The organism is Flavobacterium weaverense (assembly GCF_003688495.1).
Lineage (GTDB): Bacteria > Bacteroidota > Bacteroidia > Flavobacteriales > Flavobacteriaceae > Flavobacterium > Flavobacterium weaverense.
The window spans coordinates 728,577-745,491 of the sequence record NZ_REFH01000007.1 but is presented as its reverse complement, the minus strand read 5'-3'; the positions used below and the strand labels follow the sequence as shown (position 1 = coordinate 745,491).

Here is a 16,915-nt window from a genome sequence, read left to right as displayed (position 1 = left end):
AAAGAAGATATATTTTTGTCAAACATATTTAACACATGATACAGAGAATTCAGACCATTTATTTATTTCTTGCTTTTGTAGTTACAGGTATATTATTGTTTTTTATTCCTTTATGGACTATGAGCGATAATAGCTCTTATTATTTCATGCAAAGTCAAATCTACACGGTATTGCTAGGACTTAGTACTACGCTAACTGTTTTGAGTATCGTTTCCTATAAAAAAAGACAAAATCAATTTGTTATTGGCAGATTGAATATCATATTAAATTTGATTTTATTAGGATTGTTTGTATATCGTTCACTAAATGTATCTGGAGAAACACCCGCTGTTTCTGAGAAAGGTATTGGGATGTTTCTACCTGTAGTTGCTATCGTGTTATTAGTTTTAGCTAATAAGGCCATCAAAAAGGATGAAGATCTCGTAAAATCTGTGGACAGATTGAGGTAAACCTATAAACTTTAGTTTATTAGTGCGAAGGAAACCCGAATGTAACAGTTCGGGTTTTTTTGTGTTCAAAACTCAAAGTCAGCAATAATTTGAGAAAATTTGCGCACAGCTATTTATTTTATCTAAATTTGGCAATAACAAACACACTATGTTAGACAAAATACGAATTCACCTAGCTGATGATCATCAAATACTAATTGATGGTATCAAAACAATCTTGCATACTAACGCTGCATTTAAAGTAGTTGGCCACTCCATTACAGGTGATAATTTATTTGAAGAGGTGCAAAGTAACAACTCAGATATTCTTGTACTTGACATCAACATGCCTGGCAAGGACGGAATTGAGGTTATAAAAGAATTTGCCGCCAAAGGTTTTCCCTGCAAAATCATAGTTTTATCAAGCCACGACGATTTAAGAATAGTGCGAGAAGTGATGAAGTTAGGTAGTAGTGGTTATTTGACTAAAAAATGTGCAGGCGAGAACATTATTAACGCCATACTAGCGGTTAATAATGGCGAAGAATATTTCTGTAAAGATGTTAGGGAGAAAATTTTCACGAAAGTAACTAAAGGTAACCCTAAATTAAATAAATCTCAATTACACGGAAACGAAATTTTAACAGAAAGAGAGCTTGAAATTATAATCTTAATTTCGCTTGAATTCAGCGGTAAGGAAATTAGTGATCAATTATTTATTAGTGCAAACACAGTCGAAACGCATCGTAAAAATATAATGAAAAAGCTTGGCGCTAAAAATTCGATTAGTCTTGTAAAATATGCAATAAAACACAAACTGGTAAAACCATAAGCACTGTATTATTTATAATTTTGCATTTAGTTTACAAGCATATTAGAATAGTACATTAAAAAGATTCGAATACCATAAATTAAAAATTTCCATTAAAACAATTGATCAAAATTCAATTTTAACTACTTAGCAAACTTATTATGCTTCTTAAAAAAGTTCTTTTTGCATTGATTTTACTTTTGACTTTTTCTTCTAATACAGCCTTTGCGCACGTAGAAAAAGAAGAACAAAAAAAAGCAGCTGCACTGATCAAAGAAGCAGTTGATTTGATGAAAAATGGAAATTATGAGAAATCATTAGTCAAGTCAAGACTTGCTTTAAGTCTCGCGCTTTCTTCAAAAGATAATAATTTAATAGCTAGTGCATACAATACAATTGCCGCAAATTTTGATCAATTATCTGAATTTGATAAAGCGTACTTATATTATCACAAAGGATTAGTCTACGCTAATAAAACAAATAATGATCTACTCAAAAACTGGTTAAATAATAATTTAGGTAATATCTATTGCTTTGATAAGAAACAATATGAAAAAGGAATTTACTACTATAAAAAATCATTGGAATTTAGCACTAAAAGTCGTGATTCATCACAGATAGTTTTCACAAAGCTAAATCTAACATGGGCCCATTTTGACATTGAACAATTCGATCAAGGCCTTCCCTACTTAAACTACATTAATAAATTTCACGAAAAACATGGAGACTCTACTACTGTTGTAGCGCTAAACATGCTTAATGGAATGTATTACAGTCACAAAAATGATTGTGATAAAGCAATTTTCTATTTTGAGAACGCAATAAAGTTAGGTATCGAAGGAGACGAAAAATCAGATCTATCTTATTCATATCATGAGTATGCTGAATTTTTAAATAAAAATGGCGACTACGAAAACGCCTATAAAAATTTAACTATCTATAATGCCATTACAGACCAATTAAACAATGAAGCTAAACACAACAAGTCAAATATTGCCGGTATCAATCTTGAAATAGATGAATTTAAGCGAGAAATAGATAAAATAGAAAGTGAACTAAAAACTAAAGAGCATAAATTTCTGCACGAACAGTCTCGAAATAAAAAAATTGTTATTGTTTTAGTAGCCGTTTTAATAATGTTATTTTTTCTGTTCTATTTTTACGCGCAAAACGTCAAACTAAAACATAAAAATAGGCTAAAAGATTTACGTAGTAAAGTGCAGGAAAACACTATTAACGCCACTATCAATGGTCAAGAATTAGAGCGCAAAAAGATTGCATCTTTTCTACATGATAACATTAGCGCTTTACTTTCTTCAGCAGGAATGCACCTTTTTGCACACATATCTCAAAACCCAACAACTTCACAAGAAATTATAAAGACAAAAGCAATTCTTGAAGAAGCACATGATCAAGTTCGAAACTTATCACACGAATTAATGCCTTCGCTCTTAGCGCGTTTTGGCTTATTTGATGCGTTAGAAGATCTGTGCGATAAAAATTCAAACTCAATTTTGAATTTTAAGTATATAAGTGCCGTTGAGAGAACTACCCGCTATGATGAAGACTTTGAAATGAAAATCTATTTTATCGTCATGGAGCTTTTAAATAATATTATCAAACACAGTGACGCTATAGAAGCTCAACTACGTTTAAAAGAAAATAATGATTCTCTCCAAATTGACATCATTGATAATGGCAAAGGTTTTGACGCTAATAAATTCCAAATTGTTGAAGGTTTTGGACTGAGTCAAATTACCGCTAGGCTAAACAATTTGCAGGGCAATATTGATATTAATTCAACTTTAGAAGTGGGAACCTCAATCAAAATTATTGTTCCTATCGTCCACCGCGTATAATGAATTACGCCTTTTTTTCGAATTCAATTATTTCCAAATCTTTGATTTTATCGCCATCAATTACAAAACGAAGCATCGTTCTCACTTGGTGAAAACCACTTTTTCCTGCAGCGCCTGGATTCATGTGTAAAAAATTATTTTTTTTATCGAAAATTACTTTCAGAATATGTGAATGTCCACAAATAAATAAATTTGGAGGATTTGCGCTTATTTCTTCTTTTATATTTAAATTGTATTTTCCTGGATAACCCCCAATATGCGTAATCCAAACATCAACCCCTTCACACAGAAACCGATTGTGTAGCGGAAATTCAAGTCGTGCTTGAGCGTCATCAATATTTCCAAAAACACAGCGCAATGGTTTCAGTTTTTTAATGGTATCCGTCACCACTAAATCGCCGATATCGCCAGCATGCCAAACTTCATCAGCCTGATTTACATATTTTAAAATCGTGTCATCAATATGACTGTGCGTATCAGATAAGAGAAGAATTTTTTTCATAGTAATAATTTCATTTTTAGAAACGAAGCAATCAGGAGCTATTTCTGCTCCCGAAGCATCGGAACAATCTGACCTAGCATTTTCGGTAAAATTAAACATTCCGATTCCAAATAAAAAATCCTTTAAAAACTTAACAAACTTTGGCTATTAGCCATTTCATAGCCAAAAAATTAATAAGTATCTTTGTAGCTTCAAAAAAAGTGACTTGAGATATTTTATAAAACTAGCATACAACGGAACGCAATATCATGGTTGGCAATACCAACCAAACGCTTCGTCAGTGCAAGAAACGATGAATAAAGCTGTTTCTACTTTATTAAATACTGAGATTAATTTAATGGGTGCAGGACGCACAGATACTGGAGTTCACGCTAAGGAAATGTACGCTCATTTTGATTTTGATAAGGTATTTGAAGTTGCAAACCTTGTCCATAAGCTTAATTCCTTTTTACCCAAAGATATTACGGTTTATGATATTATTCCTGTTTTGAATGAGGCGCACACCCGTTTTGACGCACTTAAAAGAACATACGAATATCACATTAACACATTCAAAGATCCGTTTTTACAAGAACAAAGTTGGTATTTTCATCAATCACTTGATGTAAATCTTATGAATGAAGCAGCGCAATTATTATTTAATCATACTGATTTTCAGTGTTTTTCTAAAGTCAATACAGATGTCAACACCTTTGATTGTACAATTTTTGAAGCATTTTGGAAACAAGAAAATGATAAATTAATATTTACTATTTCGGCAAATCGGTTTTTGCGAAATATGGTTCGTGCAATTGTTGGAACTTTAGTAAATATTGGTTTACACAAAATTGCTTTAACTGATTTTGAAAATATCATAAAAAGTAAAAACAGAGATAAAGCTGGTTTTTCAGTGCCGGCACATGGTTTATACTTGACCAAAATAGAATACGATTATTTGTAAAATAATTAATAAAATAAGTGCTGCAGCAATTTAAGACTGCTTAGTAGCTCGCAAATAAAAAACATGAAAGCAAAAGCATTCGATACTAGATTATTTAAAAGAATATTAAAATATACCAAACCATATCAATTTCGGTTTAATGGCGTAATTATATTTGCAATTTCACTATCCGTTTTTGCGGCATTGCGTCCCTATTTATTAAAGCAAACAGTTGATGGTTATATTTCTAATCAAGATCAACAAGGTTTATTGCATTACGTTGTTTTGATGGGAATCGTTCTTTTACTAGAAGTGTTTTCTCAATTCTTCTTTGTGTTCTGGGCCAACTGGTTAGGTCAAGATATTGTAAAAGATATTAGAATAAAACTTTTCCAACATATTTTAAGTTTCCGAATGAAGTATTTTGACCTAGTTCCTGTTGGTCAACTTGTAACCCGTTCCGTTTCTGATATTGAATCTATTGCTCGTATTTTCAGTCAAGGTTTATTCATGATTATAAGTGATTTAATGAAAATGGTAGTGGTTTTACTTTTCATGTTCTATATGAACTGGAAGCTAACGTGGATTGTTATTGTTGCAATGCCTATTCTAGTTTTCTTTACGAGAATATTTCAACGTAAAATGCAAGTTGCGTTTGAAGAAGTGCGTAACCAAATCGCAAATATGAACTCATTTGTCCAAGAGCGCGTAACTGGAATGAAAATTGTCCAATTATTCAACCGCGAGAAAATTGAGTCGGAGAACTTCAAAGAAATTAATGATAAGCATAAAAAAGCATGGATAAAAACGATTTTGTATAACTCCATCTTCTTCCCTATCGCTGATATAATTTCTTCGTTAACATTAGGTTTCATAGTACTTTACGGCGGATTTAAAATTTTAAATGGAGACACATTCACCACTTTTGGAGATTTATTTTCGTATACTATGTTTATTGCAATGTTGTTTAATCCTTTGCGCCAAATTGCTGATAAATTCAACGAAATGCAATTAGGAATGATTGCAGCAAATCGTGTTTTTGATATTTTGGACACTGAAGATCAAATTCAAGATACGGGAATGATTGAAGCTCCGGATTTCAATGGAGACATCGAATTCAAGAAAGTACATTTTGGATACATCCCAGGTGAAGAGGTAATAAAAGGAATTGATTTAAAAGTGAGTGCAGGACAAACTGTTGCAATTGTAGGATCTACAGGAGCTGGGAAATCAACAATAATAAATTTACTGAATCGTTTTTATGAAATTAATAGCGGTTCGATTTACATCGATAATAATAATATTGAGAATTACACGCTAGGATCGTTACGATTACAAATTGCAGTGGTTTTACAAGATATTTTCTTATTTGCAGATACAATTTTTAATAATATTACTCTTAATAACCCAGAAATTAGTCGTGATCAAGTTTTGGCAGCAGCCAAAAAAATTGGAGTTCACGATTTCATTATGAGTCTTCCTGACAATTACGATTTTGATGTTAAGGAACGTGGTGTAATGCTTTCTTCGGGACAGCGCCAACTGATTGCTTTCCTACGAGCTTATGTGAGTAATCCTAGCATTTTGATTTTAGATGAAGCTACCTCATCTATCGATACCTATTCTGAAGAATTAATTCAGCGCGCGACTGAAACTATTACTAAAGGGAGAACATCAATAGTTATTGCGCATAGATTAGCAACAATTGTTAATGCTGATAAAATCGTGGTAATGGATAAAGGTCTGATTGTAGAGGAAGGAACGCATCAAGAACTAATTCACCGCGAAAATGGATATTATAAAAACTTATATGACTCTCAATTTTCGGTTGCGAATTAATTTGTTAAAAACATTAATTTAATAGTAGCATAACAGACATTGTAAGAAATACTAAATATCATTTTATACCTCTTTTTACTGATTTTAAATTTATTATTTATCGTCTTCAAAAACAATAAATAAAACACGAGGATTTGTTTAACACTTTATCAGTTTGAAACTTTCTCACAACAGAATAATTCCTTAAATTCGCAACGTTAAAAATTAAAAAAAACTAAGATAAACGACTTGTCTTTGTATTCAATTATGAATGACGGTAGTATAAAATAATAAACACTTTAAAAAATGAAATACGATATTATAGTTTTAGGAAGTGGCCCAGGCGGATACGTTACAGCCATTAGAGCATCACAATTAGGGTTTAAAGTAGCCGTAATTGAAAAAGAAAACTTAGGTGGAGTTTGTTTGAACTGGGGATGTATACCAACAAAAGCTTTGCTGAAATCAGCTCAAGTTTTTGATTATTTAAAGCATGCTTCTGATTACGGATTGACTGTTTCATCATTTGACAAAGACTTTCCTGCTGTTGTTCAACGAAGCCGTAGCGTCGCAGATGGAATGAGCAAAGGTGTTCAATTCTTAATGAAAAAAAATAAAATTGACGTAATTGATGGTTTTGGAAAATTAAAGCCAGGTAAAAAAATCGATGTTACTGATAAAGATAATAAAGTTACAGAGTACAGCGCTGATCATATCATAATTGCAACTGGAGCACGTTCACGTGAGTTACCAAGTTTACCGCAAGATGGTATAAAAGTAATTGGATACAGACAAGCAATGACACTAGCAACACAACCTAAATCAATGATTATCGTTGGTTCTGGAGCTATTGGAGTTGAGTTTGCACACTTCTACAACTCAATGGGAACAGATGTTACTATTGTAGAATTTATGCCAAACGTAGTTCCTGTTGAAGACGAGGATATTTCGAAACAAATGGAGCGCTCTTTGAAAAAAGCAGGCATCAAAATCATGACAAACTCATCTGTAGAGAGAATCGATACTACTGGAGCAGGTGTGAAAGCATTTGTAAAAACTGCAAAAGGAGAAGAAGTTATTGAAGCTGAAATTTTACTTTCGGCTGTTGGAATTAAAACCAACATTGAAAACATCGGTTTAGAAGAAGTAGGAATCGCTACAGATAGAGACAAAATCTTGGTAAACGCATACAATCAAACTAATATCCCTGGATATTACGCTATTGGAGATATTACACCAGGACAAGCATTAGCACACGTTGCATCTGCAGAAGGAATCAACTGTGTTGAGAAAATTGCAGGATTACACGTAGAACCTATAGATTACGGAAATGTTCCAGGTTGTACGTATGCTACTCCTGAAATTGCTTCTGTAGGATTAACTGAGAAACAAGCGAGAGAGAAAGGATACGAATTAAAAATTGGTAAATTCCCGTTTTCTGCTTCAGGAAAAGCAAAAGCAGCAGGAACTCCTGATGGTTTTGTTAAAGTAATTTTTGATGCAAAATATGGCGAGTGGTTAGGTTGTCACATGATAGGTGCGGGAGTTACTGATATGATTGCTGAGGCAGTTGTAGCTCGTAAACTTGAAACTACAGGACACGAAATCCTAAAATCAATCCACCCTCACCCAACTATGAGTGAAGCGGTAATGGAAGCGGTTGCTGCTGCTTATGATGAAGTAATTCACCTATAATTATCATTGCGAGGAACGAAGAAACCTCATTCCATATATTAAAATCCGTTTAGAAATTCTAAACGGATTTTTTTTGTTCCTAATTGAACATCAAACTTAGATGTTCTTCTATTTCTTAAACGGATTATAACATAATCCTGGGTTTTCAAAACATCTAAAATCTTAACAATATTTTACAAATCGTGCCAAAAAAGATTCCTATTGTAAACTATCTTTGTATTCTGAGTTATCTTACTCTCTAAATTTGAAAATAAATGAATACTAGTATTACTGATTTCGCAAATATACTTCATCAAAACCAACAAGAAAAGTGGATTAGAGCTATCGACTCTTCGAAAATTATAAGTTGGCTTGACGATTTATTTAGAATAATATTTCCGGAGAAAGCTTTAGATAGTGTACAAATTGAATTGTTACTAGAACAAAATAAAACACGTTTCATCGCTATTCTGACTGAAATCAACAAAGACGAAACAACTTCTAAGAGTCGCGCAGTAGCAGACTCTTTTTACGTCCAGCTTCCTACTTTGTATTCATCGATGCAACAAGATGCGCAAGCTATATTGGATACTGATCCTGCCGCAGATTGTATTCAGGAAATTATCAACTCGTACCCTGGTTTTTTTGCCATAGAAGTCTATCGCATCGCCAACGCTATTTCTACTTTAACTAATTGCCTTCTGCCTCGCATACTAACAGAATATGCACATAGTAAAACAGGAATCGACATTCACCCAAAAGCAACTATAGGCGTGCCATTCATTATCGATCATGGAACTGGTATTGTGATTGGTGAAACTACAACAATAGGAAAACATGTTAGTATTTATCAAGGTGTAACTCTAGGAGCTTTGCAAGTTGAAAAAAGCATGCAAGAAAAAAAGCGACATCCTACGGTAGAAGATCATGTAATTATTTATGCTAATGCAACAATACTTGGCGGAAGCACAATAATAGGAAATCACAGTATCATAGGCGGAAATACTTTTGTGACCAAAAGTCTGAATCCTTACTCATTTGTGATGCAGTCTAACAAAAACACGATTTTGAACCAAAAAGAAATAAAAGAAATAAATTTTTTCTCAATATAATAATTATGAAATACAATAATATTCTCGAAACGATAGGCAACACGCCACATGTAAAAATAAATAGATTATTTGGAGATAATCAAAACGTCTGGATCAAACTAGAACGAGCAAATCCAGGAGCCAGCATTAAAGATAGAATTGCTCTAGCAATGATCGAAGATGCCGAGGAAAAAGGATTACTAAAAGAAGGCGGAACTATTATTGAAGCTACATCTGGCAATACAGGAATAGGACTCGCTATGGTAGCTGCTGTAAAAGGTTATAAACTGATTCTAGTTATGCCTGAATCAATGTCAATTGAAAGACGCCGACTAATGAGTTTGTATGGCGCAGAATTTGTTTTAACGCCTCGCGAAAAAGGAATGAACGGTGCAATCGCAAAAGCTAATGAATTAGTAAGCGAATTAAAAAATGCTTGGTCGCCACTGCAATTTGAAAATCAAGTAAACATCGATATCCACAAAAAGACTACTGCTCAAGAAATTATCAAGGCGTTTCCTGATGGATTGGATTATTTAATAACAGGCGTAGGAACTGGTGGTCACATTACTGGTTGTGCTGAAATATTAAAACAACATTTTCCAAATTTTAAAGTTTTCGCGGTAGAACCAGAAGATTCTCCTGTTATCAACGGTGGAAAACCTGGTCCGCATCCTATTCAAGGAATTGGCGCTGGATTTATTCCTGCAAATTTACATACTGATTTATTAGATGGAAGCATTCAAGTGAGCAAAGATGAAGCTTTCACTTACGCACAAAGAGCTGCAAAAGAAGAAGGAATGTTTATAGGTATTTCTTCCGGAGCATCTTTAGCTGCAGTTGCCAAAAAACTAACTGAAATTCCTGAAAACTCAAAAATACTGACGTTTTGTTATGACACTGGAGAACATTATTTAAGTGTGGAAGGATTGTTTGTGTAATTAATTTATATAGAAATTAGTAAAGCACTTCTAATTATTTTGAAAGAATATCAACAAAATTTTAGACTTGCTAATATAAAATAACCTTCATAAATATTCGTTTTAAGAACGGCATTTGCGGAGGTTTATACTTTTTACAAACTTCTAAAAGAAAAATAACTTAAAAAATAAAAACAGAGAATGCTTATTGGTTTAAGTAGTACAAGTGGAAATAGTTTTTGAAGTTGGGTTTAATTAAAATTAAGCATCTTCTATTTGTTCTAAATTTAAAATAATTTCGCTTTTCATTTTAATGTTAACTGCTAAAAAATTTAATTCTATCTATTAAAGTCGATAAGTCTAGGAATGACTAAACAATACAATTCTCTCCAAATTACAAAACCCGCACTTCTTTTACAAATCTTTTTGCATAACCAGGTTTTTTTAAGCTAGTGATAATAACTTTCATCTCCCGACCTGAAGAGGAGTGTATAAAATCACTATCCAAGCCTTTTGGATTTGTGACAACACCTACATGACCGATAACATTTCTTGTTGGACTTAAAAACAGTAATATATCTCCTTTTTGAACTTCGTCAATAGCAATTTCTTTCCCAAAATTTTTAAACAGCGAAGAGCTACGTGGAACTTTGATATTAAATTGATTAAAGATAAAATAGACAAATCCAGAACAATCAAAACCTTTAGTACTGCTTCCCGCTGTTACATAAGGCGTTCCTAACAATCCTCTTCCAAAATTGATAATTTTATCTCTTAGAGGAACATCTTTTTTAAATGTATTAATTAAAGTGTCTTTACCATTCGTAGTATATTGCGACTTAGCACACACTCCTATTATAGAAGAGGAATAAGCTTGAGTACAAAACAGTATTACTACGAAAGTTAAAACTGTTTTCAATTTTAAAAAAGCAAAATTTTTATGTGTCATATAAAAAACCTAAATGAATATTATTTACCTAAAATCAAAAGAGATATTACTCTCTACAATTAAATGAGATGTGAAAATTATATATTTTAACGTTTCTAATCTATTTAAATTGCGTAATTAAATTTAAAAGATGCTAGAAAGCTAAATTTGGATAAAGAGAAATCCGTTAAAAAAGCCATAAAAAAAGCCCCTTTAAGGAGCTTTTCAAATCTTATTCTTCTACTTGATCAGTCCCGTGGGATTTCGAATAATTTCTCCATTTTTCAATGCAGTCTTCTAAATCTTTTGGAAGTTTTGTATCAAAACGCATTAATTCTCCCGTTGTAGGATGTACAAATCCAAGAGTTTTAGCATGCAAGGCTTGCCTTGGTAACGCTTTGAAACAGTTGTCTATAAATTGCTTGTATTTAGTAAACGTAGTTCCTTTCAAAATTAAATGACCACCATAACGCTCGTCATTAAAAAGAGGATGTCCTATGTGCTTTAAATGCGCGCGAATCTGATGTGTTCTACCCGTTTCTAGTTGGCACGAAATCAAAGTAACATAACCAAAACGTTCCAAAACTTTATAATGAGTAATAGCAGGCTTTCCTATTTCTGGATCAGCAAAAACAGCCATTTGCATGCGATCTTTCAAGTGACGCGCTAAGTTCCCTTCAATCGTTCCTTGATCTTCCACTACATTTCCCCAAACTAAAGCCACATATTCCCTTTCAGAAGTTTTAGCCTCAAACTGTTTAGCAAGATGTGTCATCGCAGCTTCTGTTTTAGCAATAACCAATAAACCTGATGTGTCTTTATCAATTCTATGCACTAATCCTGGACGCTCACTGCTATTCATTGGCAAGTTATCAAAATGATATGCAAGCGCATGAACCAAAGTACCTGTGTAATTCCCGTGACCAGGATGCACTACCATTCCAGGTAATTTGTTTATCAGCAGTAAAGTATCGTCCTCATAAACAATATCCAGCGGAATATTCTCTGGAATAATATGATTTTCATAAGGAGGATGAGTAAGCATCACACGAACTATATCATTGGCTTTCACCTTGTAATTTGATTTTACTGTCGCATCATTTACAAAGATATTTCCTTCAGTTGCGGCAGTTTGTATTTTATTGCGAGTCGCATTTTGGATTAATCCCATCAAGTATTTATCAATTCGCAAAGCCGTTTGGCCCTTAGGAACTTCAAATCTAAAATGTTCATATAACTCGTCTTCTAAATCTATTGTATCTACAGTATTGTTCATTAAATGGTGTTTATTCTATTGGAGCAGTTATCGTATCCGCAGCATTTTCTTCTTCCTGGTAACTCATTTTTCCGTCGCCTAAAACCAAGTCAATTTTAGATGATTTAAGAACTCGATCGCCTACTTTCAGGTTTCGTCCTTTAAAACGCATTTCTAGTACCATATCCTTACCTAAATTAGGAACATAAGTAACAGTTCCTTCATCAAGCCCCAGTGCTTTTAGTGTTGGCACTGCTTCACGATACGTTTTTTCAATCAAATCAGGAATTCTAACAGATGAAAAACCAGAAGTATTGATTTTGATATATATTTTTCGACCCACTTTAACCATCGTTCCAGGCGTTGGATCTTGCTCCACCACACTAAATTGAGGAAATTCACTTCTATAATCTACGCTATCTAGTAGCACATAATCTAAATCCAAATCATCTAATTTGCTTTGCACTTGCTCCTCGGTAAGTTTGCGCAAATCAGGTACTGCAATTTCGTGACCATGATCTGTTGTAAAAGTCAACCAGTGCATAAACAGGTAAATCAATGTGGCTAAAATGGCAAAAGCAATTAATACTTGCACTAAAAAAACACGGCTAGTAAGATACTTACGTAAACTCATAAATTTATTTTTATATGTCGCAAAGATAAAGCTATTTCGTTTCAAAAAAAATGATAATTTTGTTTAATGCTTTTTAAGATTAATCCTAATGGATTTTAGGAGCTATTTCCCGCTATTCGTTACAATCCACGCCCAAAAGCGTGGGATTTTCACTTCTATCGGGGCTAAAAAACGAATCGTTTTCATAACTTATATATTTCAAAAATGAAGAACATTGCCATCATCATGGGCGGATATTCCAGCGAATATAAAATCTCACTAATCAGCGGAAACGTAGTTTACGAATTTATGGATAAAACAAAATACAATCCATTTCGTATCCATATTTTTAAAGAGAAATGGGTATACGTAGATGCTAATGACGCAGAATTTCCTATTGACAAAAATGATTTTTCAACAACTGTTCAAGGAAATAAAATAAGTTTTGACTGCGTTTTTAATGCTATTCATGGTACACCAGGAGAGGACGGATTAATGCAAGCGTACTTCGAACTTTTAAATATCCCTCAAACATCATGTGATTATTATCAGGCGGCATTAACCTTCAACAAACGCGATTTATTGTCCGTTTTAAAACCCTACGGAATCAAAACGGCGACTTCGTACTACTTAAACAAAGGTGACAAAATCAATACAGACGAAATTGTAGCTAAAGTGGGTTTGCCTTGTTTTGTTAAACCTAATAAAGCAGGATCGAGTTTCGGAATTTCTAAAGTAAAAACCGCTGCTGAATTACCTATTGCTATCGAAATCGCTTATAAAGAGGACAACGAAATCATTATAGAAAGTTTCCTTGACGGCACAGAAGTTTCTGTTGGAGTCATCAATTACAAAGGAAAAGTAACTGTTTTACCAATCACTGAAATTGTTTCTGAAAATGATTTTTTCGATTATGAAGCGAAATATCTTGGTAAATCTCAAGAAATTACACCAGCCAGAATCTCAGATGAAATGACTGAAAAAGTAGGCGAAATAGCAAAACGAGCTTATGAAGTTTTAAAAATGAAAGGCTTCTCTAGAAGTGAATTTATTATAGTAAATGGCGAGCCTTTTATGCTAGAAATGAATACTATTCCGGGATTAACAACTGAAAGTTTGATTCCACAACAAGCACAAGCAGCTGGAATTTCGCTAGAAGATTTGTTTACTAATGCTATCGAACTAGCTTTAAACAATTAATTTGCTGTTATGAAAGAAATTTTTGAATGGAACAGATTGTTGTTTAACGGTTTACCCGAATCATTTCTTTTAGAAGTTATTTTTCGTTCGACAATAATGTTTATCGTTTTATTGGTGACGTTAAAAATTGCAGGAAAACGCGGCGTGAAACAATTGTCGGTTTTTGAAACCGTAATTATTATTGCTTTAGGATCAGCAGCAGGAGATCCCATGTTTTACGAAGATGTAGGTATAGTTCCAGCAATTACTGTATTTACTGTGATTATTGTTTTATATCGATTGGTTACTTGGCTTACAGGAAAAAGCAAAAAGTTTGAAGAATTCGTAGAAGGAAAAACGGAATGTTTAATAAGTGAAGGAGAATTTTCAATCACTACTTTTAAAAAAGAAAGTTTGGCGCAAGATGAATTTTTTTCTGAACTGCGTTTGAAATCTATAGAGCATTTAGGACAAGTAAGAAACGCATTTCTGGAAACTAGCGGTGATATAAGCGTTTTTTATTACGAGGACGAAAACGTTAAACCAGGATTACCCATTCTACCATTCTTGTTTAATAAAAAAAGTACTATTATCCCCGAAGATGGCATATTCTCCTGTACGTTCTGTGGCAATACAGAACCTCAAAACACAGGAATTGCAACTTGTAAAGTTTGCAGTAAAACAGAATGGGTTAAAGCGATAAAGACGATTCGAAAAACATAATTGAACATCAAATTTGTTCACAATAAGAGTATCATAAAAGATGAGAAAAGCAATATTCCCCGGATCTTTTGACCCAATTACTTTAGGTCATGAAGACATTATCAAAAGAGCGATTTCGCTTTTTGATGAAATCGTAATTGCTATTGGTGTCAATGCCGAAAAGAAATACATGTTTTCACTTGAAGAAAGAAAGCGATTCATTGAGGAAACTTTTAAAGACGAACCAAAAGTTTCTGTTATTACTTACGAAGGATTGACAATAGATTTATGCCATAAAATAAAAGCTAACTTTATTCTTCGCGGTTTACGCAATCCCGCCGACTTTGAATTTGAGAAAGCAATTGCACACACTAATAGACGCTTGGCTAAAATAGAAACAGTTTTTTTATTAACAGCTGCAAAAACATCCTACATTAGCTCAAGTATTGTGAGAGATGTTCTTCGTAACGGCGGACAATATGAATTACTAGTTCCTGATGCCGTTAGAGTAAAATAGTTTTAAAGTCGTAGAAAAAATCTTAAGTTAATTTATTTGTCACGCTGGACGCGTCTCATTATTTTTTTAAAACACAACTTAATTAATCATTGCACGATCAATATTCAGAGACTCGCACAGATAAACAATCAAAACTACAATAATTTGCGAAGACTATCTTTAAAGAGTAATTTCGCTTAAAATAAATACAACATATAATGAGCATAGAAAGAGAATTAAGCAAACGTAGTGGATCGAAATGTGAACTTTGTGGCGCAAACGAAAACTTAAAAGTTTACGAAGTACTTCCAACAAAAAAAGGTGGACTAGACGAAAGCATTTTGGCTTGCAGTACTTGTGTTGATCAAATTGAAAACCCTGACAATGTAGATTTAAACCATTGGAGATGTTTAAATGACAGCATGTGGAGCGAACAAGTTCCAGTGCAAGTTGTAGCTTGGAGAATGTTAAGTCGTTTACGTGCTGCAGGATGGCCTCAAGAATTGCTAGATCAGATGTATTTAGATGAAGATAACTTGGCTTGGGCACAAGCAACAGGAGAAGGAGAAGACGACGAAAATAAAATAATACATCGCGATAGCAACGGAGTTATCCTAGAAACTGGAGACTCAGTGGTTTTGGTCAAAGACTTAAAAGTAAAAGGATCAAGTATGGTTGCTAAGCAAGGAACTGCAGTTCGCAATATCCGTTTAGATCATGAAAATGCAGAATATATTGAAGGAAAAGTTGATGGACAAACGATTGTGATTATTACGCAATACGTGAAGAAAACTTAAAATTTAGTCTTCAGTGATAAGTTTTTGAGTGATCATTTTTAAGTATTCAGTTCTGAGTAAATATTAAAAAAAGCGTTAGCAGTCTAAATTTAGGCTGCTAACGCTTTTTTTATTTTTCATTTCCAACAAAAATAGTAAACCCAATTGTGAAGCTGTAAGCTTCTCAACACTATTGAGCAACTTCGTCGGGATGCTTCCAGCATGACAAAGTAAAACAAAAATTATCATTCTCTTTTTAACAATACATACAACTCCAGTTGTCACGCTGGAAGCGTCTCAACACAATTGAGCAACTTTATCGGGATGCTTCCAGCATGACAAATTAAAAATAAAATTATCATTCTATTTTTAACAATAAATGCGACTTTAATTGTTGCGGTGGAAGTGTTTGAACACTATTGAGCAACTTTGTCGGGATGCTTCTAGCATGACAAAATTGAAGTTAAAAAAACCGCTAGCAAAAGAATTATCTCTTGCTAACGGCATTTTAATGTGAAGATATATAAGTAGAGATTTTAATCTCTAAAACTTCTGCGTTCTTTTATTTATCAATAAATAAACTCCAATTGTCATGCTGGAAGCGCCTCAACACTATTGAACAACTTTGTAAAGATGCTTCCAGCACGACAAAATAAAAATAAAACTTAACATTCACTTTTTAACAATAAATCCAACTGCAGTTGTCACGCTGGAAGCGCCTCAACACTATTGAGCAACTTTTTCGGGATGCTTACCGCATGACAAAGTAAAAACGAAAATTATCATTTAATTCTAAAAATAAATGCAAATCCAATTGTCACGTTAAAAGAGTCCTAAAACAATTGAGCAACTTTACCGAGATGCTTCCAGCATGACAAAATTAAAGTTAAAAAAAACCGCTAGCAAAATAATTATCTCTTGCTAACGGCTTTTTAGTGTGAAAA

The 16,915-nt window shown here is 33.4% G+C and carries 16 protein-coding genes; 12 read left to right on the top strand and 4 right to left on the bottom strand.

Translation table 11 applies throughout. From position 1 onward, the window contains the following. Positions 1–35: 35 nt before the first annotated feature. From BC961_RS03320 to BC961_RS03310, 3 genes are all read left to right on the top strand, one after another. Positions 36–449 carry a DUF4293 domain-containing protein gene (locus BC961_RS03320; RefSeq protein ID WP_121924416.1) on the top strand — a complete coding sequence of 138 codons (414 nt, stop codon included), beginning with the start codon at positions 36–38 and terminating at the stop codon, positions 447–449. Positions 450–597: 148 nt separating this feature from the next. Next, positions 598–1,260, top strand: a complete 663-nt coding sequence (locus tag BC961_RS03315; RefSeq protein ID WP_121924415.1) for a response regulator — start codon at positions 598–600, stop codon at positions 1,258–1,260. A gap of 140 nt (positions 1,261–1,400) precedes the next feature. Next, a complete protein-coding gene (locus BC961_RS03310; protein WP_121924414.1) occupies positions 1,401–3,098 on the top strand; it encodes a tetratricopeptide repeat-containing sensor histidine kinase in 1,698 nt (565 codons plus the stop codon). Positions 3,099–3,102: 4 nt separating this feature from the next. On the opposite strand, the gene BC961_RS03305 is transcribed toward BC961_RS03310, so the two are convergent. Next, positions 3,103–3,600: a metallophosphoesterase family protein gene (locus BC961_RS03305; RefSeq protein ID WP_121924519.1), complete on the bottom strand. Its 498-nt coding sequence runs from the start codon at positions 3,598–3,600 to the stop codon at positions 3,103–3,105. A gap of 205 nt (positions 3,601–3,805) precedes the next feature. On the opposite strand from BC961_RS03305, the gene truA reads away from it, so the two are divergent. From truA to cysK, 5 genes are all read left to right on the top strand, one after another. After that, positions 3,806–4,540: a tRNA pseudouridine(38-40) synthase TruA gene (gene truA, locus BC961_RS03300; RefSeq protein WP_121924413.1), complete on the top strand. Its 735-nt coding sequence runs from the start codon at positions 3,806–3,808 to the stop codon at positions 4,538–4,540. Positions 4,541–4,603: 63 nt separating this feature from the next. Beyond that, a complete protein-coding gene (locus BC961_RS03295; RefSeq protein WP_121924412.1) occupies positions 4,604–6,358 on the top strand; it encodes an ABC transporter ATP-binding protein in 1,755 nt (584 codons plus the stop codon). Positions 6,359–6,643: 285 nt separating this feature from the next. Next, complete coding sequence (gene lpdA, locus BC961_RS03290) at positions 6,644–8,032, top strand: dihydrolipoyl dehydrogenase (RefSeq protein WP_121924411.1); 1,389 nt, start codon at positions 6,644–6,646, stop codon at positions 8,030–8,032. Positions 8,033–8,286: 254 nt separating this feature from the next. After that, a complete protein-coding gene (locus BC961_RS03285) occupies positions 8,287–9,123 on the top strand; it encodes a serine O-acetyltransferase (protein ID WP_121924410.1) in 837 nt (278 codons plus the stop codon). A 5-nt stretch (positions 9,124–9,128) separates the two neighbouring features. After that, on the top strand, positions 9,129–10,043 hold the full coding sequence (gene cysK / locus BC961_RS03280; protein WP_121924409.1) for a cysteine synthase A: 915 nt from the start codon (positions 9,129–9,131) through the stop codon (positions 10,041–10,043). A 373-nt stretch (positions 10,044–10,416) separates the two neighbouring features. Here the strand turns inward: cysK and BC961_RS03275 are convergent, their stop codons facing one another. The 3 genes from BC961_RS03275 to BC961_RS03265 form a co-directional block, all read right to left on the bottom strand. Beyond that, on the bottom strand, positions 10,417–10,941 hold the full coding sequence (locus BC961_RS03275; protein ID WP_170151281.1) for a C40 family peptidase: 525 nt from the start codon (positions 10,939–10,941) through the stop codon (positions 10,417–10,419). Positions 10,942–11,182: 241 nt separating this feature from the next. Further along, a complete protein-coding gene (locus tag BC961_RS03270; RefSeq protein ID WP_121924407.1) occupies positions 11,183–12,226 on the bottom strand; it encodes an RluA family pseudouridine synthase in 1,044 nt (347 codons plus the stop codon). 10 nt (positions 12,227–12,236) lie between these two features. Further along, positions 12,237–12,839, bottom strand: coding sequence for a PASTA domain-containing protein (locus BC961_RS03265; RefSeq protein WP_121924406.1), 603 nt, complete (start codon positions 12,837–12,839; stop codon positions 12,237–12,239). A gap of 204 nt (positions 12,840–13,043) precedes the next feature. Here BC961_RS03265 and BC961_RS03260 point away from each other — a divergent pair, with 204 nt between their 5' ends. The 4 genes from BC961_RS03260 to BC961_RS03245 all read left to right on the top strand — a co-directional run bounded on the left by BC961_RS03260 (position 13,044) and on the right by BC961_RS03245 (position 15,992). Next, positions 13,044–14,018, top strand: coding sequence for a D-alanine--D-alanine ligase (locus BC961_RS03260; protein ID WP_121924405.1), 975 nt, complete (start codon positions 13,044–13,046; stop codon positions 14,016–14,018). A gap of 9 nt (positions 14,019–14,027) precedes the next feature. Next, the gene (locus BC961_RS03255) at positions 14,028–14,720 is read left to right on the top strand and encodes a DUF421 domain-containing protein (RefSeq protein ID WP_121924404.1); all 693 of its coding nucleotides are present in this window, start codon (positions 14,028–14,030) and stop codon (positions 14,718–14,720) included. Between the two features lie 40 nt (positions 14,721–14,760). Continuing rightward, on the top strand, positions 14,761–15,216 hold the full coding sequence (coaD, locus tag BC961_RS03250; RefSeq protein WP_121924403.1) for a pantetheine-phosphate adenylyltransferase: 456 nt from the start codon (positions 14,761–14,763) through the stop codon (positions 15,214–15,216). Between the two features lie 197 nt (positions 15,217–15,413). Next, a complete protein-coding gene (locus BC961_RS03245) occupies positions 15,414–15,992 on the top strand; it encodes a PhnA domain-containing protein (RefSeq protein WP_121924402.1) in 579 nt (192 codons plus the stop codon). The last annotated feature ends 923 nt before the right edge of the window (positions 15,993–16,915 follow it).